The organism is Bradyrhizobium ottawaense (genome assembly GCF_002278135.3).
In the GTDB taxonomy this organism is placed as follows: Bacteria; Pseudomonadota; Alphaproteobacteria; order Rhizobiales; family Xanthobacteraceae; genus Bradyrhizobium; species Bradyrhizobium ottawaense.
The window spans coordinates 2,786,717-2,809,491 of record NZ_CP029425.2 but is presented as its reverse complement, the minus strand read 5'-3'; the positions used below and the strand labels follow the sequence as shown (position 1 = coordinate 2,809,491).

General features: G+C 62.9%; 28 protein-coding genes. 11 read left to right on the top strand and 17 right to left on the bottom strand.

The window, feature by feature from the left end; genetic code table 11:
- Positions 1-39 precede the first annotated feature (39 nt).
- The gene (locus CIT37_RS13335) at positions 40-819 is read right to left on the bottom strand and encodes a DUF4261 domain-containing protein (protein WP_028142614.1); all 780 of its coding nucleotides are present in this window, start codon (positions 817-819) and stop codon (positions 40-42) included.
- 170 nt (positions 820-989) lie between these two features.
- Between CIT37_RS13335 and CIT37_RS13330 the strand changes: the two genes are divergently transcribed.
- From CIT37_RS13330 to CIT37_RS13320, 3 genes are all read left to right on the top strand, one after another.
- Positions 990-1,454 (top strand): GNAT family N-acetyltransferase, encoded by a 465-nt coding sequence (locus CIT37_RS13330; protein WP_095425714.1) that lies wholly within the window; start codon positions 990-992, stop codon positions 1,452-1,454.
- Positions 1,455-1,788: 334 nt separating this feature from the next.
- Positions 1,789-1,989: a hypothetical protein gene (locus tag CIT37_RS13325; protein ID WP_028142616.1), complete on the top strand. Its 201-nt coding sequence runs from the start codon at positions 1,789-1,791 to the stop codon at positions 1,987-1,989.
- Positions 1,986-2,192 carry a hypothetical protein gene (locus CIT37_RS13320; protein ID WP_028142617.1) on the top strand — a complete coding sequence of 69 codons (207 nt, stop codon included), beginning with the start codon at positions 1,986-1,988 and terminating at the stop codon, positions 2,190-2,192. The genes CIT37_RS13325 and CIT37_RS13320 overlap by 4 nt, the downstream gene beginning before the upstream one ends.
- Here the strand turns inward: CIT37_RS13320 and CIT37_RS13315 are convergent.
- From CIT37_RS13315 to CIT37_RS13305, 3 genes are all read right to left on the bottom strand, one after another.
- Positions 2,186-2,455 carry a DUF6894 family protein gene (locus CIT37_RS13315; protein ID WP_028142618.1) on the bottom strand — a complete coding sequence of 90 codons (270 nt, stop codon included), beginning with the start codon at positions 2,453-2,455 and terminating at the stop codon, positions 2,186-2,188. The genes CIT37_RS13320 and CIT37_RS13315 overlap by 7 nt on opposite strands.
- A 155-nt stretch (positions 2,456-2,610) precedes the next feature.
- Positions 2,611-2,859: a hypothetical protein gene (locus CIT37_RS13310; protein ID WP_028142619.1), complete on the bottom strand. Its 249-nt coding sequence runs from the start codon at positions 2,857-2,859 to the stop codon at positions 2,611-2,613.
- Positions 2,860-3,292: 433 nt separating this feature from the next.
- The gene (locus CIT37_RS13305; protein WP_028142620.1) at positions 3,293-3,520 is read right to left on the bottom strand and encodes a hypothetical protein; all 228 of its coding nucleotides are present in this window, start codon (positions 3,518-3,520) and stop codon (positions 3,293-3,295) included.
- Between the two features lie 126 nt (positions 3,521-3,646).
- On the opposite strand from CIT37_RS13305, the gene CIT37_RS13300 reads away from it, so the two are divergent.
- A complete protein-coding gene (locus CIT37_RS13300; RefSeq protein ID WP_152036334.1) occupies positions 3,647-3,841 on the top strand; it encodes a hypothetical protein in 195 nt (64 codons plus the stop codon).
- Between the two features lie 201 nt (positions 3,842-4,042).
- Here CIT37_RS13300 and CIT37_RS13295 read toward each other — a convergent pair whose 3' ends face one another.
- The gene (locus CIT37_RS13295) at positions 4,043-4,264 is read right to left on the bottom strand and encodes a hypothetical protein (RefSeq protein WP_028142621.1); all 222 of its coding nucleotides are present in this window, start codon (positions 4,262-4,264) and stop codon (positions 4,043-4,045) included.
- A 421-nt stretch (positions 4,265-4,685) separates the two neighbouring features.
- On the opposite strand from CIT37_RS13295, the gene CIT37_RS13290 reads away from it, so the two are divergent.
- From CIT37_RS13290 to CIT37_RS13275, 4 genes are all read left to right on the top strand, one after another.
- Entirely contained in the window at positions 4,686-5,006 is a 321-nt protein-coding gene (locus tag CIT37_RS13290) for a hypothetical protein (RefSeq protein WP_038947871.1), read from the top strand.
- Positions 5,007-5,031: 25 nt separating this feature from the next.
- Positions 5,032-5,658 carry a hypothetical protein gene (locus CIT37_RS13285; RefSeq protein ID WP_028142623.1) on the top strand — a complete coding sequence of 209 codons (627 nt, stop codon included), beginning with the start codon at positions 5,032-5,034 and terminating at the stop codon, positions 5,656-5,658.
- A gap of 236 nt (positions 5,659-5,894) precedes the next feature.
- On the top strand, positions 5,895-6,080 hold the full coding sequence (locus CIT37_RS13280) for a hypothetical protein (RefSeq protein ID WP_028142624.1): 186 nt from the start codon (positions 5,895-5,897) through the stop codon (positions 6,078-6,080).
- 253 nt (positions 6,081-6,333) lie between these two features.
- On the top strand, positions 6,334-7,620 hold the full coding sequence (locus tag CIT37_RS13275) for an NRAMP family divalent metal transporter (protein WP_028142625.1): 1,287 nt from the start codon (positions 6,334-6,336) through the stop codon (positions 7,618-7,620).
- Positions 7,621-7,684: 64 nt separating this feature from the next.
- Here the strand turns inward: CIT37_RS13275 and CIT37_RS13270 are convergent, their stop codons facing one another.
- The 6 genes from CIT37_RS13270 to rocF form a co-directional block, all read right to left on the bottom strand.
- Positions 7,685-7,969: a hypothetical protein gene (locus CIT37_RS13270; RefSeq protein WP_028142626.1), complete on the bottom strand. Its 285-nt coding sequence runs from the start codon at positions 7,967-7,969 to the stop codon at positions 7,685-7,687.
- A gap of 270 nt (positions 7,970-8,239) precedes the next feature.
- Entirely contained in the window at positions 8,240-8,749 is a 510-nt protein-coding gene (locus CIT37_RS13265) for a PRC-barrel domain-containing protein (protein WP_028142627.1), read from the bottom strand.
- Positions 8,750-9,007: 258 nt separating this feature from the next.
- The gene (locus CIT37_RS13260; RefSeq protein ID WP_152036332.1) at positions 9,008-9,430 is read right to left on the bottom strand and encodes a hypothetical protein; all 423 of its coding nucleotides are present in this window, start codon (positions 9,428-9,430) and stop codon (positions 9,008-9,010) included.
- Between the two features lie 105 nt (positions 9,431-9,535).
- Positions 9,536-9,880, bottom strand: coding sequence for a DUF1236 domain-containing protein (locus CIT37_RS13255; protein ID WP_018319180.1), 345 nt, complete (start codon positions 9,878-9,880; stop codon positions 9,536-9,538).
- Positions 9,881-10,007: 127 nt separating this feature from the next.
- Positions 10,008-10,346: a hypothetical protein gene (locus CIT37_RS13250; RefSeq protein ID WP_028142629.1), complete on the bottom strand. Its 339-nt coding sequence runs from the start codon at positions 10,344-10,346 to the stop codon at positions 10,008-10,010.
- 286 nt (positions 10,347-10,632) lie between these two features.
- Entirely contained in the window at positions 10,633-11,610 is a 978-nt protein-coding gene (rocF, locus tag CIT37_RS13245; protein WP_028142630.1) for an arginase, read from the bottom strand.
- A 261-nt stretch (positions 11,611-11,871) separates the two neighbouring features.
- Between rocF and CIT37_RS13240 the strand changes: the two genes are divergently transcribed.
- On the top strand, positions 11,872-12,132 hold the full coding sequence (locus tag CIT37_RS13240; RefSeq protein WP_095425715.1) for a hypothetical protein: 261 nt from the start codon (positions 11,872-11,874) through the stop codon (positions 12,130-12,132).
- Positions 12,133-12,569: 437 nt separating this feature from the next.
- Here the strand turns inward: CIT37_RS13240 and CIT37_RS13235 are convergent, their stop codons facing one another.
- Together CIT37_RS13235 and CIT37_RS13230 are read right to left on the bottom strand one after the other, a co-directional pair.
- Entirely contained in the window at positions 12,570-13,955 is a 1,386-nt protein-coding gene (locus CIT37_RS13235; protein WP_174719459.1) for a TAXI family TRAP transporter solute-binding subunit, read from the bottom strand.
- 174 nt (positions 13,956-14,129) lie between these two features.
- The gene (locus tag CIT37_RS13230) at positions 14,130-14,648 is read right to left on the bottom strand and encodes a hypothetical protein (protein WP_244611233.1); all 519 of its coding nucleotides are present in this window, start codon (positions 14,646-14,648) and stop codon (positions 14,130-14,132) included.
- Between the two features lie 99 nt (positions 14,649-14,747).
- On the opposite strand from CIT37_RS13230, the gene CIT37_RS13225 reads away from it, so the two are divergent.
- Entirely contained in the window at positions 14,748-14,960 is a 213-nt protein-coding gene (locus CIT37_RS13225; RefSeq protein WP_095425716.1) for a hypothetical protein, read from the top strand.
- Positions 14,961-15,102: 142 nt separating this feature from the next.
- Here CIT37_RS13225 and CIT37_RS13220 read toward each other — a convergent pair whose 3' ends face one another.
- On the bottom strand, positions 15,103-15,618 hold the full coding sequence (locus CIT37_RS13220) for a Spy/CpxP family protein refolding chaperone (RefSeq protein WP_095425717.1): 516 nt from the start codon (positions 15,616-15,618) through the stop codon (positions 15,103-15,105).
- Between the two features lie 268 nt (positions 15,619-15,886).
- Positions 15,887-16,642: an outer membrane protein gene (locus CIT37_RS13215; protein WP_095425748.1), complete on the bottom strand. Its 756-nt coding sequence runs from the start codon at positions 16,640-16,642 to the stop codon at positions 15,887-15,889.
- A gap of 904 nt (positions 16,643-17,546) precedes the next feature.
- Between CIT37_RS13215 and CIT37_RS13205 the strand changes: the two genes are divergently transcribed.
- A complete protein-coding gene (locus tag CIT37_RS13205; RefSeq protein ID WP_095425719.1) occupies positions 17,547-17,804 on the top strand; it encodes a hypothetical protein in 258 nt (85 codons plus the stop codon).
- 865 nt (positions 17,805-18,669) lie between these two features.
- Here the strand turns inward: CIT37_RS13205 and CIT37_RS13200 are convergent.
- Positions 18,670-21,411 (bottom strand): EAL domain-containing protein, encoded by a 2,742-nt coding sequence (locus tag CIT37_RS13200; protein ID WP_095425720.1) that lies wholly within the window; start codon positions 21,409-21,411, stop codon positions 18,670-18,672.
- Between the two features lie 59 nt (positions 21,412-21,470).
- Complete coding sequence (locus tag CIT37_RS13195) at positions 21,471-22,712, bottom strand: FecR domain-containing protein (protein WP_161966390.1); 1,242 nt, start codon at positions 22,710-22,712, stop codon at positions 21,471-21,473.
- Positions 22,713-22,775: the final 63 nt, after the last annotated feature.

Below are 22,775 nucleotides of genomic sequence, written 5' to 3'. Positions count from 1 at the left end.
ATCTGGCGGCAAGTACCGATGGTAAGTCGCTCATCTACATCAGTGCTTGAACTCATCCACACAGTAAAACACCGGCAGCCCGCCAAACGCGTCGGAATTCCTGTGACGCACCTGGATCCGTTCGCTCGCACTTGCGCCGATCGTGTCGCCGTCCTTCACCACGCTGCCATGCTCGATCAGATACACGGCAAGCCCAGCCACCTTGTCGAACAACGCCGAAAGCGTGAGCTTGCCGGTCACGAACTCGATCTCACGACCGACGAAGGCGGACAGTCCCATCGTGACCGCGGCGATCTTCGCGCCTGTCCGGAACGGAAGAATGTCGACCCATAGCCTAAAGGGGTAATTAGGATATGGTGCGAATGAATCGCGAGACGTTTCGCGCCAGAGATCGGCAGGCCGCGCGACCCGGCCCGCCCAGACCACGCCGCAACACTCAGGCATCGTCGCAATCAACGCACCGATGACAGCGGTCGTGATGCGCGCGGCGACCAGCGGCTGTTCGCTCTTACCGAGCATCGATACGATCACATGACCTCGATGCCGGAGGGCCACCGCCTTGCTCTCCGGCCATGTCGTGGCGGCGCGCGCCCAAAGTCCCTCGTCGTCCGGGATGGGCGCCGGCATCGACATGACGGCGACGAGCTCGTTGCCGCAGCGAATGAGCGGCGAGTCTGCTTGAGCCTGCTGAGCACGCCCGTCGTCCATCGTCTCCGTTGCCAACTCCGGATGTCGGGCGTGAAGGACCTTTGCAACCGCTGACATGTCCGGCGTCACCGGATTATTCAATAAGACCAAAGCGAGAAGGGAGCTACTCATCGACGACCCGCGGAAATTTTTGGACGAGATGCGATCCTCTGCCTAGCTCGCCCAACAGTTGAAGTATTTTGAAATCTAGAACAAAACGGGAACGTTGTCAACCAGCGCTTCTGTGCTTCATATTGTGCGGGCGCAATCCGAGTGCCGACATAGCTCCCAAACGGTCCCCCATGTTCTCAATCCACCCCGACGATCTCACCTCTGAACCGACCCGCCGCCTGCTCGCGCTGCATCTCGCCGGCATGCATGCGAGCTCGCCGCCGGGCCATGTGTTCGCGCTCGACCTGTCGGGGCTGCAGGTGCCTGATGTCACCGTGTGGTCGGTGCGCGAGGGCGACGACGTCGTCGGGATCGGCGCGCTGAAAGAGCTGGGCGACGGCGGCGCCGAGGTGAAGTCGATGCGGACCCACCCCGATCACCTGCGCCGCGGCGTCGCGGCGCTGCTGCTGGACCACATCGTGCGCGAGGCCGAGGCGCGCGGGCTGACCCGGCTGAGCCTGGAGACCGGAAGCGGCCCGGCGTTCGAGCCGGCGCTGGCGCTGTACCGCAAGCGAGGCTTCGTCAACGGCGAGGCGTTCGCCGATTACCAGGCGAGCGCCTTCAACCAATTCCTGCACCTTGCGCTTCGCGCCTGAGCCGCGCGCGGACGCCACGCCGCAACGCATCAGCCGGCTCCTTCGGAGGCGCTTCTTGAGACAAAGCCTTGAAACAAGCCTTGGTGGTGTCTTGCAACGACCCGAGGGGCGGCTTTGGTCCGAAAGTGACCTGGGTTTCGTGTCGCACTCAAATTGAGTAAGTGGCTCAAGCGTCTGAATTTTCTCCCGAAAATTTAATTTGCGAGCGTACCAAATGATACAGACTCGGCGCCGACGGCGGCGTAGGGTCACTCATCATCGCGAGGCCCTTGGCATTTATCGGTGATGAGAACGCCAAGTCGCGCTCCCGCCTCCTCGAACAGGGAGAAGCGCCATGCTGACGCGCCGTCGTTTCAAACAGACCAAGACTCTCACCGAAAGACTCGCCGACGAAGCCACGCGCTGTCGCGAGGAAGCGCGCGCGCTCTCGCCGGGGCGCCGCCGCGAAATGCTGCTGCGCCGGGCCCGGCAGGACGAAACGGCCATGCAGATCGAGGCCTGGCTGCGCTCCCCCGGCCTGAGGGCACCGACATGATGCAGCAATATCGCGCTTATCTGATCGGCGAGAACGGAATCTTCCGCTCCGCCGAAGCGTTCGAGGCGCCGTCGGATTCCTCCGCCCTCAGCTTCGCGCGGCAGTTCACACGCCACGGCAAGGTCGAGGTATGGCAGCTTGGCCGGAAGATCGCCGTGCTGGATCCCGAAGAGTCGCTGCCGAGGTCGTTGACGCGTCAATGATCGCCTGATTGCGATCGCGATGCCGGAGTCTCGATCTCGAACCAGAATGTCAGCTGCATGACGGGGCCGCTGGCGTCGCGAACGTCGATCGCCATCGTCTGCCTGCCGCCCGTGGGCGGCGCCGAGAGGACGGCATCGCGTGCCATATCGGCAAGCGACTTGGCGGCCTCGGCCCGAACGGCGCGCGGGCTTGCCAATTCCAGCCCCTCCTCGTCGAGGGCAATTCCGTTGTCGTCGCGAAGGTCGAAGTAGTAACGCGGCATTGTTGCATCCTTTGCCGTATTAGGCCCGAGAACGGCAAAGGTTTCCAATAAGACGAAAATTCGCTGGGGATCAACGGGTTCCGGGAACACCGTCCAAGGAACGCTGGCAAGGATCGATCCGGCAAGACACGGACCATGCCTGCTTGCGCAGCGCCCTACTCTTCCGCAAGCTTGTGCTCGATATAGGCATCCACCGTCTCGGCGAACGAGCGCTGCACGCCGACCGCCACATCGTGCTGGTCGAGTGCGTCGCGCTGGAGCACGCGCAGGCCGCGGCCGCGGGCGCTGAGCGGCGCCGTGTTCAAATACTGATCGATGGCGCCTTTGGCGAGCGGGATGGACTTGGGATCGCCCCTGGCGATCAGGAGCCTGAGCAGGCTCTGGCATTCGGCCAAACCTGGCATGGGTTCAGCCTCTCACCTTTTCTGCGATTTCGGCTTCGGCCGCTTCACCGGCTGGGTGTGGGTGCCGAACAGCGCCAGCAGGAACGCGACTTCTTCCTTCGAACCGATCTGGATCATGATTGTCTCTCCTCTTCGCTCCGTTGGTCGGCACGAGCGGGCGCGGAGTTCAGGACGATCTGGTTTCAGCAATGTTTCAGCCGTGTTTCGTCGGGGGCTCTCGGAGAGCGGTTCATATACAATCAGCCCGCGCGGATCGCTCCACGCGGGCTTTGCTTGACGCTTGCGCAACTTCACTCGCAAGAGGGGCCGTGGGCGCGCCAGGCACCCTCGGCATCAAGGTTCAGTGCATGTGGCCAATCAGATAAACGCCGCCACCGATCACGATCACGGCAGGGACGGCCCAAAGCAGAAGTACAGGCATCTGTCCTTCTCCTCAGTTCGACGTGCAGACCTTGACGGTCTTCATGCCGGCCTCGGCTTCAGTCCTGGTCTTGTACACGGTGTCGCCGCTGACGACGGTGGTTTCCGTGCTCGTCGGCTTCGCTTCGGTGATCGTGCACTTCTTGGTCTTGACGTCCTGCACCACGTAGAACGACTGCGCGAACGCGGGAGCCGCAAATGACGTCAACAGGGCAGCGGCAATGATGGTCTTGATGTTCATCGTGTCCTCCTCCAGCAGTCCGGTCATCCGGATCTGTCTTCTTCAAACCTACAAAATTACCACTTGTTCCCGAATTCGTCTGAACCAAGTCCCGCAGGCTGCGTTGACGCGGAAACGGAGGCTTCGATGCTGGATGTGAGACTTGTGACGACCTCGCTGGCCATGCTGGTCGCACTGCTGTCCGTGGCTTCGGCCGAGCCTGCCAGGGAGCAAGCCCGGCCCGCTGGTCAAGGCACCACTGAAGCGCGTCCGATCCGCGTCATCCTTCCCGCGCCTTGGGAGCCCGCCAGGACGCAAGCCGACGCACCATCGTCGAAGTGACGCGGCCGCTTTCCCAATGACTTCCGCGTGCCGTTGTTCGGCACGCGCGACGAGCCTGCGACAACGCGATGCTCGACCGTCTCGGAAGCAACCCTCGACAACTTCCAGCCGTCCGCGGACGGCACGGTCATCTCCTATCTTGCGCAGGGCGGCGTCGTGAGTGGATCCTGAGCTTCGACGCATCCGGGTAGATCGCCTCGCTCACATGCGGGCCTTCGAACCAGCCGTTTTCAACGGCTTGCGCCTCTGAATGACAAGCCGCAAGGCGATGCCGTGCTGCCAGGCACGCACCCTCACCGCCGCTTCGCTTCGATCGAGCTCGCTCGCAATCTCGTCCGGCCGCCGGCCTGCTGCGGCCAATGCCTTCAATCGCTCGTGGTCTTGCGCCGTCCATTTCTTCAACAGCGGGTAGCGGGATTGCATGATGGGAGCTGTCTCGCCTGTTCAATGATTCCGGCGACAATGGACCGGCGCAGTTGAAGTTCCGAAATCGAAAAACCAGCCGAGCAGCACGGGAGCGACCCCAGGCACCTCCGGGGCTGGACGTGGGGAGCGAAAATGCCGGGGCCGCCAGCGCGCCAACTCAACGCGCACGCTCCGGCCATCATCCGCCCCTCGCGCCTTCGTGCCGTATCAATTGATGCGTCGGCTGGAATAAATCTGCCAACGGCATCCGCAAGGCGCGCATAAACGGGACAAACCGGCAGACGTTCCTAAACTGGTTCGATGCACCCGCGCGTTTTGGCGCGAGACAGGCTGCGGCACTCGGCAGCTTCAAACGTAAGCAACCAATTCGAATCTCACTTGTTGTCGCCGGCACATTCACCTGCTGGAGGACAAAAAAATGCGACGTCTCACTCTACTTGCCACGACCATGTTGCTGCTCGGAGCGGTACCCGCTGGCGCGCAGTCACAGCCTGCTCAGAGCGGGCCGGGCAACAACGCCGTCAACAGCTCGGACCAGAACAACTCGAACAAGCCGGTCGCCGGCCGCAACAGCTTCACCGAGGGACAGGCAAAATCGAAGATCGAAGAAGCGGGATATTCCAACGTCTCCGGCCTGCAAAAGGACAACGAGGGCGTCTGGCGCGGCAAGGCCGACAAGGCCGGCACCAAAACCGACGTCAGCCTGGACTTCCAGGGCAACGTGAACCCCACCAAGTAACAAGCAATCACCAGGAGACCTCACAATGACCGTCACCATCTCACGCCTTTACGACAATTACTCCGATGCCGAACGCGCCGTGACCCGGCTCGAAGGCGCCGGCGTGGCGCATTCCGATATCAGCATCGTCGCCAACAATTCGGACAATTGGTACGGCTCGCGGTCCGGTAAGGTCGACCGTGATCGCGACGGCGTCGACGATCGCGCTGAAGGCGCCGGGACCGGAGCCGGCATCGGCGCCGGCCTCGGCGGCGCGGCGGGCCTGCTCGCAGGCCTCGGCCTGCTGGCGATCCCCGGCCTCGGACCGGTCGTCGCGGCGGGCTGGCTCGCCTCGACCGCCGTCGGCGCCGCTGCCGGCGCGGCCACCGGCGGCATCGTCGGCGCCCTGACGCAGGCCGGCGTCTCCAAGGAAGATGCCTCGCGTTATGCCGAGGGCATTCGCCGCGGCGGCACGCTGGTGTCCGCGAGGGTGCCCGACCAGGACCGCGCGCGCCTCGATGCGCTTCTCCACGAGAAGTCAGTGAACCTGCAGGATCGCAGCGCGGCCTGGCAGAAAGCCGGCTGGAGCGACTTCGATGCCGCAAGCCCGCCATTGTCTCCCGAGGACATCGGCCGCGAGCGCGAGCTCTACGGCGTGGGCACGCGGCGATAGGCCATCCCACACCCGCCACGACAAAGGCCCCGCGACGCGGGGCCTTTTTTGATGGGAATGCGCCGTCAGCGCAGCGCTATCACGTCCCGATTCTCTCATCCTGCGGATGCTTTGCCCGACAGATCAAACTTTAACTCAAATGCAGCAAAGCGGATTTGGCGAAATGAAATCTCTTCGCGCCATGCTGGGACATGTGCTTGCGCGAATGCAATCGGGAAAGCGTCGGAGAGATTGCCATGTACTACGTCGCCGCTGCATTGCTGGTACTGTCGGGATTGTTCTACTCCGCGAGCCATCACGAGATCGGCTCGTTCGGCGTCACCATGTGCAGCTATGGCAGCGCATTCTGCGATAATCCGCTGATCGTCTTTTCCGGCGCCGCACTGGCCGCCGCCTGGGGCATGTTCGTCAGCGTCAAGTAGCGCGGCCGACTTCCTTCATCCCCGACGTTCAAAGGCCCGCCGCCGGCGGCAAGCAGCCTCGCGGGCTGACTTGAGCTTGCGAGAATTTGGGCTGCGGGAATTTTTGCGATGATGGCAATCTACACCTGTTTTGCCCGACAGTCAAGTCGATTTAGCATTATCAGAAATAGATAGGACGCCTGCGCGGCGAGGAACTTTCGTTCCCTGATTAGCATTTGCTGTGAAAGCATCTGCCCCGACGAGGACCCCGTTCATGAGCGACCGCGCTCTCACGCCGACGAAATCCGCGCCGACGTTGCTGCAAAGGCTGGGGCCGGGCCTCATCACCGGAGCTGCCGACGACGATCCCTCGGGCATCGCCACCTATTCGCAAGCCGGCGCGCAATTCGGCTACGGGCTGCTATGGACGGTATTTCTGACCACACCGTTCATGATCGCGATCCAGCTCGTCAGCGCGCAGATCGGCCGGGTCACCGGCAAGGGACTTGCCGCCAACGTCATGAAGCTCGCGCCGCGCTGGGCGGTGCTGAGCCTGGTCGCCATGCTCGTTGCCGCCAACACGTTCAACATCGCCGCCGACATCGCCGCGATGGCCGAGGCGCTCTCGCTCGTCATCGGCGGCCTCAACCACGAGCACGCGCTGATCTTCGCGGCGGGCTCGACCCTGCTCCAGGTGTTCCTGCCCTATCGCCGCTATTCGCCGGTGCTGAAATTCCTCACCTTGGCGCTGTTCGCCTATGTCGCGACCGCCTTCACCGTCAAGATCCCGTGGAGCACGGCGCTGCTCGCCGCGGTGTGGCCCAAGGCCGATGTCAGCGCCGATTATCTGATGATGGTCGTGGCCGTGCTCGGCACCACCATCAGCCCCTATCTGTTCTTCTGGCAGGCCTCGCAGGAGGTCGAGGAGATGAATCAGGGCGAGCGCGACAAGCCGCTGCGCGAGCTCAAGCGCGGAGGCACCCACGAGCTCGACCGCATCAAGATCGACACCTTGTCGGGCATGCTGCTGTCCAACGGCATCGCCTTCTTCATCATCCTCACCACCGCGTCGGTCCTGCATGCCAACGGCGTCACCAAGATCAATTCGGCAACGGAGGCGGCCGAAGCGCTGCGGCCGCTGGCCGGCGATTTCACCTTCGCGCTGTTCGCGATCGGCATCATCGGCACGGGCCTGCTCGCGATCCCGGTGCTGGCGGGCTCGGCCGCCTACGGCGTCGCGGAGATCTTCGGCTGGCGTGCCACGCTGGAGGCCAAGCCCGACGAAGCCGCCGGCTTCTACACCATCATCGCCGCGGCAACCATCATCGGCTTCGGCCTCGGCTTCACGGGCATCGACTCCATCCACATGCTGGTGTGGAGCGCAGTGCTGAACGGCATCGTCGCTGTGCCCATCATGGCGATGATGATGCTGATCGTTTCGAGCCGCGCGATCATGGGCCGCTTCAGGGCCCGGTCATGGCTGATCGCGCTGGGCTGGCTCGGCACCGCGCTGATGGCGCTGGCCGTGCTCGCCTTGCTCGGCTCGTCGGTGATCGGCTGAGGTTAGAGCGGCGACAACGCCGCCGAGATCTGCGAGGCGGCTCCACTCATCGTGAGCAGCGAAGCTACGGCGTCACGGGGTTGACGGTCGGCGACGTCTTGGGTCCCGGCCGTGACGGCTCGATCGGTGATTTCGGGTTGGTCGGGAGCACCGCGGCACCGGCGGCCCGTGCCGCTTCTCCCGTGGTCGCATACATCGCAATATGGGCCGGCTGGGTCTTGGCGCGGCTCCAGGGGCCGTGATCGACAATCAGCATTGCCGCAATCGTCACGCCAGCGACGATCAGCGCGATCACACCGGGATGGCGGAGGGCGGCAGAGATGGAGCTCGCGAAACGAGTGTTTGTCATCGAAAGATCCGCTGTTGTCCTCATGCAGGGTTAATTCAATGGCGCCCCTCCCGGTTCCCCGCCTCCTTCGGGACGGGCGGTTCCAGCCTGCAGAGGCCACGATCCTGCGGTCGGGAAATCGACCCGGCCCGGCACCGCATTGCCGAACCGAGTGAATAGCTTCAATACACGTGGCTGAGTGTTAAGCGCCGCTGCAAGCGGCTCCGGTGTGGGTCGGCATGAAAAGGGCCTCCAAATGGAGGCCCTCGATCTCGATAACGTTTCGTCCTGTCAGTTGTAGTCCGAATATTTGAACTGCGGGAGCGCCTTCAACTGCTCCTTGTTTCCGCTCATGACGGCGTGATCGGGGACCCAATCATTGGTGTTGCGGGTCGTGGCGTTGGTCGAAGCCGCGCCGGTCGTCGTCTCGCGGGAGGTGGTCGAAGTGCTGGTCGAGCTGGTCCGCACAGGCTCTTCCACGAACTTCAGCTTGTCCATCGAGACGGCGATGTCGTGCTCGCCCATTCCCAGGAAGCCGCCGATGCCGATCACCACCGCGTTGATCTTGCCGCTCTTGTCGACGAGCAGTTCGTTGATGTCGCCGAGCTTCTCGTTGGCTTCGTTGTAGACGTTCAGGCCCATGAGCTTCGAAGCGCGCCAATTGTCCTTCAGCATCATCTTATCGGCCGGCTGTGCGGTAGCAGCAGGAGCCGCTCGGTCAGCAGGCGGGGTGGATTGCGCCAACGCAGCGCCGCTGATCAGCGTGCTGGTGATCAGAGCTGCGGCAAAAATTGTCTTCATCGATCGTCTCCTCCAGTGAACCAGCATCCAGATGGGATGCCCGCCCGCCAACGCGTGAATGTTCCACTTGTTCCCGGTTGGGCACTGGGGCGGCGGCTCACAGCGCCTGTTTCCTGCGGCTATCGCTATCGCCGCATCGCGCGCCCCGCCTACGCCTATTACGGCGGATCTTATCCGGTCGTTCGGCGCCACTGGCATCGGCACCACCGCCATTATGGGCGCGGCCTTTTCCTTTACATCACTTGCGAAGTTTTCCGCTCACCACCATCCGCCGGACAACGGGTCGTGCCGCTCGAAGGCAAGCCGTCGCTCGGATGCCCTTTTCGATGATTTGGCCGAGCGCTTCGGATGCGAACGGGCCTCTGCGGAGATTCGCGCGGGCGGTTCTTTCTTAATCTGGTCGAACGGTGCTGCAGGCATGGCGGCCATGGCTTCACGCATTTGCTGCCGAGGTTCTTCAGGAGTTGGATCGGCCTGGGCGATCTTCGGCACATCGGCGCTCAGACGCGTATCGAATACGATCTTCTCCGGTAATCTTCTTGCCGACGTGATCCGGATGATGGTTCTGTCAGGATCTGCCATCGCTGCAGGCTCGCCGGGAGCCGGCAAGTACCGGTCGGCAGCGAACAGCAAGGTCAGCAGGAGCCCGCCGACGAAGACGAAATATCGAATGATCGGCATGACCGCTCGCAAACAAGAATAAGAAATAAGAATAAGGGTGAGGTATTGGGCGGGGCCGGGCTGGCGGGAGGCGGGCCGCCTGCTCAGCGACCCGCCTCCCGGGACTTAGTCGATCTCTTGGACGACCGTGCGCGTCGACGGATCGACCAGCATCACGCGTTCGCCCGAGTAGACGTAACGGTACCTGGTGAGCGAGGGGCCCCAATCGGCGGGCACGGCCTCGAGCTCGACCTCGCGCGGCACCGGCTGGCCGACCACGATTTTCTCTCGGGTCTGCACCGGGCGCACCTTGTGTTCGGTCACGTAGGTACGAATCTTTGTGCGGTATTCCGGCTCGATCTGCACGGCGGCGGCATGGCCGGTGCCGGTGGTGGTGACGACGGTCGACTGCGCCAGCGCGCCGGTCGAGATCAGCGCAGCAGCCGCGCACGTCAGCATCAGCTTCTTCATGGGTATCTCCTCACCGCAGGATGCGGCTTGCGAGAACCCAGGGACCGATGACAAGGTTCCAAAGATGTTGCCACTTTTTCCCGACGTCGCAGGACCCAATTTGGCCGAAGGGCCCGCGCGGCGTTCGCTAAGGTCGCGGTGTCGGCTGCGGCGGCGCAGCGGGTTGCTGCGAAGGTGCGGCGGGCGGCTTGGGCTGCTCCGCCGGCGCAACAGAATCTCCCCCGCCGTGTGGCACACAGGTGCCCACGTTGCTCAGCAGTTTTTTCGCCTCGAGATCGCGGGCCTTCCTGTAGTCGCTACGCCGGTCGATTCTTGCGGCGGCCACACGGTCCCAGGCATCGAACGCATCGGAGTAGTGCTGTCGCATTTGCGCTTCGGCGGACAGGCAGTCACTGAACTTGTCGAATACGAGATCGGTATTGACGGGGGCGACGCCACCCACGAGGACCACAAGCATCCATTTCATGGTGTCCGCCTACGTTCGCGCCCGCACATCGGGAACGGTGTTATGTCGGCAAAGTTCCGGCCGGGTCACCAGCCGATCTCTCTGACGAACATACTGAAGCGCCCCGAACGAGAGAGACCTGCGTGCACCATCGATATCCAATCTGCCGGAGCAGAAAAAAGGCCCCAGCTCGCGGGGATATCGGGGGCGTTCGAGCTGAGGCCATACGGGGTCGCCCTTGGGGAAGGGCATCGGGAAAACTTGGCAACCGAGGGAATGTTCCTGCCTAATTTTGAAGGCGACGGCATCACTCGCCCGGAGCGATCGCGTTGCTCGGCGTCGGTCGGTCGGTGATCTGCTGGCCGAACAGGCTGCCGATCAGTTCGACCGCCGTGCGCGCGGTCCGGCCGCGCTCGTCCAGGAACGGATTGAGTTCGACGATGTCGACCGATCCCACCACGCCGGAATCGTGCAACAGCTCCATGATCAGGTGTGCCTCGCGATAGGTCGCTCCACCCGGCACCGTGGTGCCGACGCCCGGCGCCACGCACGGGTCGAGGAAATCGACGTCGAAGCTGACATGCAGCACGCCGTTGCTCGCCTTGACCCGCTCGATGACGCGCCGGATCAAGACGGCGACGCCGAACTCGTCGATCTGACGCATGTCGACGACCCTGATCCGGCGCGCGCGCATCAATTCGTTCTCGAGCTTGTCGATCGAGCGCGCACCGAACAAATCGAGCCTGTCAGGGGTGATCGAAGCGCGCGGATCGTCGCCGAGCAGGCCCTCGAGGCCGGGCTCACCACACAGGAACGCGGCCGACATGCCGTGCATGTTCGCCGTGATCGTCGTCTGCGGCGTGTTGTAGTCGGCATGGGCATCGAGCCAGAGCACGAACAGCTCGCGTCCACGCTCCTGCCAATGACGCGCCATGGCATTGACCGAACCCATGGACAGTGTGTGATCGCCGCCGAGAAAGATCGGCAGCGCGCCGGTTCTCGCGATCTCATGGCCTCGTTGGCTCAGAACGCGCGTCCAGCGCTGGATCTCGCGGTAGTGATTGGCCCTTTCCGGCGGCCTGTCGGTGAGGTCCCCGACTTCGGCCACGGAAAGATCGCCGTAGTCGACGACCTCGAAATCCAGGCTTTCGAGCAGTGTCGCAAGGCCTGCGGTGCGCAGCGCCGCGGGGCCCATCAAGGTGCCGCGCTGCGAAGCCCCCATGTCGATGGGAGCGCCGAGCAAGGCGATGCGCCGGCCTCGATCCGTCACGGTCCGATCGGTCACGGCTGTCTCCTGACATCAACGAGCCACCGCCAGCCTAACAGAGATTCGCACCCGTCGTTTCCCGGGGTAGGTCCGCCGTGGACGTCCTATCGTTCGGAACAAAATCCCGCGCGCTGAATTGCCCATCCAAGGCCGGCACCCGCCGTAAACCACGGCGCCTGTCGCGGATAGCCAAAGGTCATCAAGACCCGCTGTTCAGAACGAGCGCTCGCGCGGATAGCCAAAGGTGCCGGCCCATCGTCAGGTCTGGAGGTCGCGCAGTTGAGCACGGAGATACCGAAATCCACCTCGCAACCCGGCATGGCCGAACGTGCCATCGATACCGCGGCGGACGTCTCCCGCACGGTGGGTGAAGTCGCCGGAGGCCTGCACGCAGCGGTTGATCGTCTGACCTCCGCAGTCGAGGAATCGCGCAAGCCCGGCGGGGCACTCGCGACGGTCGCAGCGATCACGCGCGAGGCGCCGCTTGCGAGCCTGTTCGTCGCTTTCCTCTTCGGGGTCGCGGTCGCGCGGCGGCGATAGCTTTTCTGCAACCGCCCGTTCGGTGAGACCGTCCACCATCGGGACTGGCTCGGCGCTGCGGTTCGGCCCCGGAGCCGATGTGCTGAAGGCACTATTCGTCGCATTGCCGCGGTGGCACCTGCCAACGGCAATTTTCACCTTGAAGGGTCGAATGCTGAACCCGGTCGCTCAAGCCAATTGCGTTCGCGACGTCGCCAAGCCGCTTGCTTAAGCAAGGCGGCACAGCCACATGCCGAGCGAACAGCCTATCGTCTGCTGTGGGGTCACAACCGGTGGTCGAAGTGAGCACGGCCCGCGCCCGCTCTACCACCGATAGCGGACACCATAATGCCCCCGGCCTTGTTCGGCTAAGGGTCCAATAACGGACACGCGTTGAGAGCGAAAGAGGCCGCCAACTGAGGCAATCCCTGATCTCCCGCTGGTCGGCGCCCCGTGCGCTAATTGTCCTTCGATGCTGGCCCGACCGCTGCCCGCTTCGCATCGTGCGCTTCCCTGGAAGGTCGCGCGCCGAGTGCCGCGCGACGATCTTGTATCAGGTTCTCGAGCCGATGTGCGGCAACATTTAGTGTGGCCGTATCGAGGGTGGATACGTCCTCGTTTGCTCTGGTGCGCTGCGCGCTCAGTACCTCGTCGATCTCAGTCTCGATCTCCAACAAATTCGCTTCGTTCTCGGCGTGTCTTATTCGTCTCCCCAATGCATAGAGCAAATCAAGCGCGGGTTCTCTTGGCTTGAGGTCGCCGAATCTAAGAAACTGCCATGCCGCCGCAAGGATCGTGGCAAGCGCGCCGAGCGCCATTGGCGCCAAGAAGATGGCGTTGCTCCACTTGTCCAAGAAGGTCAGTTGGCTACCGTTGTAGAACTCTGCGGCGCCGGGGTGAACGGGGAGATAGGCGCCGGCGTCCGTATCGGGCGCCTTGAATTGCGCGAGAACCGGCAATTCGGCCAAAACGTCTCTGCGAGCGCGGGCAATGGCTTGCGTGAAGCCGGCGATCATATCGTTGTCCAGGCTCTTCTTGCCGACGATGTAGAAAGAAGCCTTCAAAGTGGTCACGTCGTCCTCAGGAACGGGAGGAGATCCGCGTAGTGTTCCCTTTGGGATGTCGAAGCTCTCGTAAGCGCGCTCCTTCTCGGCAATCGCACCGGCATTCTCGATTGGAATCAGGACCGGTGCGCTCTTCGGAGTCTGCGGGAATAAACCTCGCACCAATGATACGTACTTCTCGCTCAGCGGCGCTACGAGAAGGACGGCACGTATTTCCTTTGTGTCGAGAGTGCGGCGAACCTGGTCGAGCGCGACACTTTTGAAAGCAACGTTGGCGCGGTCGAGGTCATATGCCTTTGTCAATACGCTGACGATCTTCTCATTAGTGTCGCCCGCAACCACCCCTACTGTTGTACGCTTTAGGCCAGCCATGTCCTTGATCGGCGATCCCGGCGGTGCAAACAGCAGCGCAACGGCTTCGGCGAGGACGACGATGGCTTGCGCTTGTGAAAGGTCGCCGACATCTCCGCGGACCACAGCAAGGTCCGTCTTGCCAGAGGAAAACGCTTCCGCGGATTCAATTGGGCCGGTAGTCTCCACCACCTTCAGCCGGACCGGCGCGTTGTTGAGGACAAGCCTGCTCGCGAGCGCCGACACGATTTTGGGGGCGTCGCCATCCAATGACCCAACTGCGATCGACAGCGTCACCGGTCGGACGTGCCAGCGATACGCGAACAGGCTTGCACCCGCGGCCAGCAGTGCTAGCGCCAGGACGACGACGATGCGAAGCCAACTCGGCAGTTTGGCACCGTCAATGCGAATTCTCGACAGATCATCCATGGTACCCGGCTGGCCTTTCGTCCCAACGGCAGACCCTGCAGACTTCCGAGCACCGCCGATTGGTCAAGGTTAGCTACTCGAACAGCGGGACGAACTCTCCAAATTCGCTCGAGTTGTATTTCTGCCACCAGGAGGCGGCTCTTGAGCCGCCTCCTCCTCATCCGCGCTCAAGCTTTACTGGCAGACATGCATCAGGCCATCAGGGCCTTTGATCATGGTGCCGGGATCGCAGACAATGCCGGCGCGAGCCTTGTAGTCGGCCCATCCGCTAAAGCCATGCCAGGGACCATTCGCCGGGTAGGCCTTTTGGAGATAGTAGGGACTGGTTTCAATCGGACCGCCATAATAGGCGTTGGCCGCCAACGCGCCGCCACCCACGTATGGCCTGCCATAGTAACCGGTACCACCCCAGTTCCAGGGTTGGGTGGCCGCGACCGCCGCGGCGGTGCCAACCGCTGCCGCGCCAATGCCGGCGCCGACGACGCCCGCCCCGTATCCATATGCAGCCCGCCGGTTTTGTCGGCGTGCAACACCCGCAACGCTCACTGGTGTCAGGGGACGACCGACCCGTGCTTGTGCGCTATCGGTAGAAAGCGAAGCGCCGCCTTGCTCGGACCAACTGAAGGAGAGCAGCATCGCACAAGTGAACGTCGAGGCTGCTAATGCAACGTTTCGTACATTCATCTGCATCATGGACCTTACTCCACGGTTTCCTGCCCGCTCGATGATGCACCCTCCCGTGCTAGGCGGGCGTTGCGCTAGATCAACGGTTCCTCCGCCGGGGAGCGGCTGTTGACCGCGGAAATTTTCAATGCGGAACTGGTGCTGATGGTCGTTACCTCCGTTCTCAGTACGATCCTGACGGAGGTGTTTGCCCGCCGGATGGTGAAGGTCTGGGCGGCAACGGATCGACCTTCCCCAGCTTTGGAGCGAGAGTTGGCCAGAGCTAAGTGGATGAGCCTGCCGCCCCTGTCAGAACCGTGCACGTACGGATCGATGGGGTGACTTCCCAATCATTGGCTTTCCAAGAGCCCCATCACGTAGACGTTGGCCCGGGGATGTCGGCTTTGGCAAAGGGGACATCGCCCAGGCCTAAGTCAGTTAGCCGCGCATGTTCAGACCATCACGCGGCAGGTATGAATCAAACTCAGTCTTCGTCGTCGGCCTGCGCACGACGTCGCTCCACGACATCACTCATGTCGTGAAGTACAAGGACCGCGATGGCCCCCATGCGCTGCCTCTGTTCGGGATTGAGGGTCTTGTAAAGTGGCTGCCACGCCTCGGCGAGTTTATCCAAATCGGCTGATCGTTGAGCCAATGCCTCCGAGCGTCGTTGCAGGAAGGCGATGGGGTCACGATTGCGGATGGTTTCGACGGCATTTTGGTCGGTCCGTCTGCCCACTGTTTCCGAAATCTTTGCAACCCGGGCCTTCCGATCCTCCGCCCTGGCACGAATGGCGCTCTCGACAGGCGGCCAGAGTTTTTCCTGGTCAGGTGTCAGCTGCAAGGCGGCCTTGGTCAAATCGATCCGCATGTCCATCAGTGTATTTCGGTCTACTGCGTTTAGCCGTTCTGGCGTTGCAGCGGAGTTAGCTTGCGCCCTGGCAATCGACGGTGCGACAAGAAGGAGTGCTACTGTTCCGATCGCTACTATCTTCATCATCGGCGACCTCCTCGGTTAGTGACCCCCAGGCACCGCGCAAACAATCGTCGGCAGGACGAAGTCGCGTTGATTCAAATCAAGAGACTTGGAGAAAGAATTGCGGCGCACAGGCCAGGCGGTAACTCCGACATGTCCGTTCTTGCGCCCCCATTCGGACGCGCGGCCCTCAACCTTTCATCGCAGCACAGCGCGACGCGGCGTTCGTCGGACGAGCAACAGAAGGCCCCGGGGGGAAACCCGGGGCCAGCTGCTGAGTCCCACTAGTGGACTAGTAACGTGCTGCGACCGGGGCCGTGTAACCGCCGAAGCGATAATTGAGGCGTAGGGTGATCATATCGACGTCCTGGCTGACCCCGCTGCCCGTAAGCGTCAAGCCTCCGGGCGTGACCACGCCGGCGAAGGTACCGCTGTCGCGCCCCATCCAGAGATGGTCGTATTCAACGCCGAACGACCAGTTCGGCGCGAAGCCATATTCCCAGCCGACACCAAGGGCACCGCCCCAGCGCGTGTGGCCAGCCGAGGCGAGGCCTACACCGGTGACGTTGTTGAAGATGTCAAAGCGATTGTGAGTGACGGCCGCGCCCCCCTTCACGTAGAACAGGGACGCATCCCACGCCCAACCAAGCTGGGCAGTGAATAGGCCGATGCCATCGGTTTTGCCCGTGGTCGAAATAAGCGGATCGACCAGGCTCACACGCGTTCTCTTGATGTCGGCCCAATCGCCCTGTGCTTCGAGGCCGAAGACGAACTGATTGGTCTGCCAGCGATAGCCGATCTGACCGCCGATCAGACCACCGTTGCGATCAGCACAACCGGCCGCCACTGTCCCGGCGAGCGTCACGAAATCCACGCAGCTTTCGGCTCGTCCCCAACCGCCGTTAGCGCCGATGTAGAACCCGCTCCAGTTGTAGATCGTCACGACCGGTGCTGGTGGCGGGGCCTTGACGGCCATGTCGGCAGCCGTTGCAGGGGCCGCCAGGCCCATGGATGCGACGCTGACAGCGGCAAGCAGGAGTTTCCTCATGAGATTGTCTCCGTATCCAAGCTTATTGTTGATCGACAACTCTTGTGCACGTAATCGTGCATAAGTACTTCATAACAATTGGGAGTTTAGTCGCGACCGTCTCATGCCCATGTAACAGAATGGCAACACCCAAGCGCAATCCGACGCGCACGCGTGCGAGCCGCAGCGCTCATTCGTTGTCAGGAAGAGGCAAGGGGTAGCGCCATCGCAGAGCGCGACAGCCAGCGCCAAAATATCTGCTAGAGGCTAAAACAAGATCGTCGGCGCCGACAACGCGATGCACGGGTGGATCAGGTGAATGACGCGTCAGCGCAGCGATCTGTCTTCCTTGCCGGTCGCCCTGATTGATGTCTCATAGCGCGACGCTCGATCTTGATTTGGATCAACCCGCTACCCGACAGCACACCACAATGAGGGCCAAAATCGGGGCTGGATGATCAAGTGGTGCCTGCAATGACGCCGACTTGGTACGTCACCTTCGAGATTCGCAAACGCGGCACGCTGCCGAAGCAGCGGAGCCCTCGAGAAACAAGGACTTTCACCACGGAAGCAGAAGCCAAGGCCTTCGCTCGTGCAAAGCTAGACGAAGGCCTTGCTATCTTCGCGGGAACGATAAATCCCCACCTTCCCCGGCGGCTCATTCCAACATCCGGCATTACCGCTTGGCTTGCCGAGGAGCAGGACAGCGCCGCGGGGTCTTCGTAATGGAAGTAGCCTCGGCTGCTCAGTGTGCACCGATGGGACAATATTTGTGTCTTTCTTTTCGCGAGTCTCCGACATTCGCAAATCGGCCTTAGGGCTTGACCTAGGTCAAAGGCGGCTATGCGTCGGCAGCCCACCAATGTCAGGCGCTGATCGCACCCGACGGCATGCGATCAAGCCTACATGAGATCAGGAGGCGCCTATGCTGCAGTTTCCCTCTCTTACAAAACTTACATTCGCGGGTTTCGCATGCAGCGCGTTGCTGGGAATTGCGGGCGCAACGTTCAGCAGCGAGCCGGCAGGTGCGGTCGTGTACTGCACGTACGTCGGCTATCCAGCCGGTTGCGTTGCGCGCGCGGGAGTGGTGCTGAGGCCCCGACCGGTGGCTCGCGCTGCGGTCCGTCATAATGTCGGTGGCAATGCCAATGGCGGCGTCAATCGCATTGGGGCTGGTCGCTAAGGTGAGGCAGGATGGTTGAGCGCAACTCGCGCTCAGGCCGAAGAAAGCCGGGTCTGGCGACGAGCAACCTGCTCCCGGAAGGGCCCGGCCTTTGTCAACGTGCGTCGCGCATTGGGCCCGAGTAGTTTGGGGGCGCGGAGCGACAGATGCCTTTGTTGGCCTACTTCCGCAGCGTCGGCGCGGTGTTGCTCGCGCTGCTGTTGATTGCGGGCTTCTATCTGCCAACCTCGCCCATCGCCCAAAGAGCGGCAGCTAATCCGCCTGTCATACGCATCCACTCGGAGCGGAAATTACCCGCGCTCGTCGTCTTCGACACAACACAGGCGATCCTTGCGGCGCCTACACCGGCGCCATGGGACACGAACCCTCCGGCTCCGCCTGGCACTATACCGGCCGGTCCTATCGATGATGCCAGAGTGCGCGGCGCATTTGCGCGGCTGCCTCTGCCCGGATCGCATCGCGCAGCATCGCTTGAACAGCGGAAGCGACAACCGAGCAGGAAATATGCTGGAAGACGGCATGCAGAGCCGCCGATCGTTCTGGCGGCGCGGCAAGGACCGGTTGCTTGGTTTGGCTTTAGATATTGGTGACGATCTGTCGCCGAGTCCGCTTCGGGTCAAAAGCTGCCCTTGAGCAGCTTCAAGAGGCCTTTCCGCTCAGCTTTCGAAAGCAGACAATGCGAGGCCAATCCCCGTGGAGCATTTCCGCGCTCAAATTGCGCTGCGACCTCGCAGGAAGCAAGGAATGTGCGCACCGTCGCTGGACGCCGAATACCAGATCGATGGTGACCCGCGGACGCCGCTCGCCAAAACACCAAACCTCCATTCGGAATGCTGGTGTCAACGCGCAGGCGAAAGCCGCTCGCTCAGGCGGCGCTGACAGTCTGGAGTTCAGCCGCCAGGAACTGTTTTTCGAACGCCTCGGCAGGCATCGGACGGCCGAAGAAATAACCCTGTCCTTCCGCGCATCCCATGCTGACCAGGAAGTCGGCAGTCGCGCGGTTCTCGATGCCTTCGGCCACGACCGTGAGGCCGAGCTGCTTGCTGAGGCCGATGGTCGAGCCGACGATCGCGGCATCGTCGGAATCGGCGAGCAGATCGAGCACGAACGAGCGGTCGATCTTGAGCCCGTCGAGCGGAAACTTCTTCAGATAGCTGAGGCTCGCATAACCGGTGCCGAAATCGTCGAACAGGACGCGCACCCCGAGCTCCTGAATTCGCTTGAACATGTCGAGCACGCGGCGTTCGTCCTGGATCAGGATGTCTTCGGTCACCTCGATTTCGAGCAGTGACGGGGTAAGCCCCGTCGCTTCGAGCAACGCCGCAACCGAATGCGCGAGATCGCCGGAGTGAAGCTGCGAGGGCGACAGGTTGATCGCAACACGCACGCCGTTGCCGGATATTTCCCAGTCACGCGCCTGACGGCAGGCGGTCTCCATCACCCAGTTCGCGATCCGCTCTGACAGTGCCGAGGTGTTGACCACCGGCATGAATTCTCCGGGCGAGACGTAGCCGCGCACCGGATGCCGCCAACGGATCAGCGCTTCGGCCCCGATAAGGCTGCCGTCGATCAGACGAACCTGGGGCTGGTAGAACAGTTCGAACTCGCCGCGATCCGCCGCAAGCGCCAACTCGCTCTCCAGCGTCAGCCGGTTCTCCAGCTCCTGCCTGATCGCAGCCTCGAAGATCACATGGCTGCCGCGCCGCGTCATCTTGGCCTTGCTCAACGCCAGATGAGCATTGCTGAGGAGTTCGTCGGCGCTCTGTCCGCCTTCGCCGTAGACCGCGACGCCGATGCTGATCCTGACACGATGCTGGCGCGTGCCCGTCGCAAGCGGCGTTTCGAATGCACGCGCGATCCGCTCGGCGAACTTCGCGATCGGCTCACCGCCATCTGCGGCTTCGCGCACAATGGCGAATTCATCTCCGCCGAGCCGGGCGACGATCGCCCGATCTCCGGCCTGACCCTCCAGGCGAATGGCGACCGCCTGCAGCACCAGATCTCCCGCCGAATGCCCCAACCTGTCGTTGATGCCCTGGAAGCCGTCGAGCCCGATGACGAGCAACGCGACTTCGCGAGGCCGTCGCTCTGCATTCGCAATCATGCCGGCCAGTCCGGCATGCAGCGTGTTGCGATTGGCAAGACCGGTCAGCGCGTCGTGTTCGGCAAGATATTTGACGCGTTCGGCTTCCCGCTTGCGGACCGAGATGTCGCGCAGGATCGCGCCGTACTGAAAGCCGTCCGTTCCCTGCCAGCCCGAGAAGCTCGCCTCGACGGCGAAGGTTTCGCCATTCTTGCGCCGGCCCTCGAACTCGACGACGACCGCCCCGCCCGGAACCAGCAGCGCCTGGCGCGCGGCGTCGTGCATGGACGGCCTTGCATCGCCGTCCACCGGCACGGCGCATAGCGTTTCGAACGGACGGCCGATCATCTCCGCCGGCGCGTAGCCGAAGATCGTGCTCGCGCCGGGATTCCAGACCGTGATCCGGTGATCCTCGTCGGTGCAGACGAGACCATCGCCAAGCGACATCGCGATGCGGTGAAAGCGGCTCTCGGCGATGCGTCCCAGGAGACTGCGGAAATCGATTTCGTCCAGCGCAATCGCGGCCAGATAGGCGACGATCGCGATGTGAAATAGCGATGTGTCGATGACGAGGGGCCATCTTGCCTGCACGAGGGCCGCGACCAGCTCGATAGCCAACCCGGAGGCGATCAGGACCGCGACGCGAATTCCTGGCGCGAGGCGACGCCACGCATACATCATCAGCAGGCAGATCACGCCCAGACCCAGGATCATGCCGATATCGGATGTCCAGTGCAGCATCCGGCCCTGGAGGATCGATTCTGCGGCCAGCGCCTGGAGGACCGGCCCCGAGACGATCCTGCCGTTGGGAACGCTGAACCGGTCACCGAGCTCGAGCGCGGTGGCGCCGACGATGATCTTCTTGCCTCTCACCTTGTCGAGAGCCGCGGCATCGCCGCGCAGCGCGTCGACATAGGAGACGCTCGGAATGGAGGTTGCACGAAGGCTGAAGTCGATCAGGAAGGGCGGCCGCCGGTTGGCATCCTGCCCGGCCAGCACGACGGCCATCGACGGCATCAAGGCATCGCCGAGCTTCTCGCCGAACGGATAACGACGAACGAGCCCGTCGGGTTCGACCGCGACGTTGACGACGGCCGGCCACGACTGGTTGCTGAAACCCTTCAGGGGGCGATTGATGTGCGCCGTGCCGCCATTCGGCGTCGGCTGCTTGAAGGACGGCAGGATCGTCGAGCCGCCGACATCGCGGAGCGCCTTGACGAAGGCCTCGTCGGACGCCGGATCGGACGGCGTGCTGAAATCGACGTCGAACGCGATGTCCCCCGCGCCCGCCGCCTCGAGCCTGCGCAACAGCTCCGCGTGGAGCCGGCGCGGCCACGGCCACACCCCGATCTGATCGATGGACGGTGCGTCGATGGCCACCACGACGACATTGCCGCTGGCCGCACGCGATTGCCAGCTGAACCGCAGATCGGTGAGCGCGTTGCGAAGCGCACCATGCCATCCCGTGGACAGCACGATCGCAAGCGCGATCACGACGAGAATATGCGGCCGATAACGTTTCACCCGATCCTCCCGCGCACCCGCTTCAACGGATGCGCCCCCTCATCCCCTGGGAAACCGCCTCAGCGCCTGTTGTGGCCGTAGGCATTGCCATGGCCGTTGCCGCCGCCGTTCCCACTGCCGTTGCCGTTGTTGCCCCTGCCGTTGCCGGTGGCACCATGGTTGCCGTTGCCGTTGTTCCCGCTATTTCCGTTGCCGTTGTTGCCGGAATTGCCGTTGCCGCCGGAGTTTCCGTTGTTGGCGCCGGGGCTGTCGCTGGATGCACCGGCTGCCGCTGCCGCGATCGCCGCACTCGCAGCCGAGGCGCTGTTGCCAGCAGCTGCCGCACCGCTCGTCGTTGCCGCAGTCTGGACGGAGCTGTTGGATGCCGGCGTATTGGATTTGCCGTCGCTCCACACCGTGTCAGGACCGGCGTTGGCGTTCGCGTTGCGCACCTGTCCGGGAGCAACCGCGCCGTGGGCGAGCCCATTCGTGACCTTGTGGACATTCAGCCTGACTTCGCCGAGCGAGCTCGAGATGCGCACGACGCCGGCCTTGGAAACATGACCTCCAGCCGCCTGATGCGACGGCTTCGGCACGCCAGCCGCCTTGGCCCCCTTGTCGATGGGACCGAGCGCATGGATCGCATGGCCGCTCGCGGCATTGCGCGGCGCCGACAGGCCCGATTTCGGGACGGGGACACGCTCGATCGTCGAGGCGCGCGGCTTGCCATGCTCGATCGGATTGAACGTCCCCGCGCCGCTCAAGCTGAGTCCAGGCTTGCCGTGCTCAAACACGGTGGCCGCTTGTCCCGGCATGACCTGGGCAATCTGTCCCGTCTTGAAGTCGGAGACTTCGACCTGGCCGCGGAGCACGCCGACCTTGGTGCTGCCAGCTCCCACCGTGACGCTGAACTGCGTTCCCTTGACCACGGCGGCGAGATAGGGCGTCTCGACCTCGAAATGCTTGACGTTGCGCTTCTCGACCTCGAGCAGGATCGATCCCGCCCGCTGGATGATGGTGGTCGAGAGCCCCTCCTTCTTCTCCGAGGGCAAGCCGATCACGGAGTTGGGAGAGATCAGAATGGTCTCCTCGCCGCGGACGAGCAGCACCCGGCCGTTGCGTCCGGTGCGGATGGTATTGCCGGGCTTGAGCGTCGCTTCCTGGTTCAGCGAGACCTGTTGCGCGCCGTCGGTCGCGACCCACACCTCGCCGGTGGCCTTGCTGACCGACCAGACGCCATCCTCCGCGGTAAACGCAGCGGAAGCCGTTCCAAGGGTCAGCGCCGCCACGAGGGCACACCGCATTCCAATTCTGCCAAGCATCACGATCCTCAGTCCGCGTTACAGCCGGAGCTGAGGGGTATCCGGAAATCACTCAAGAGAGGA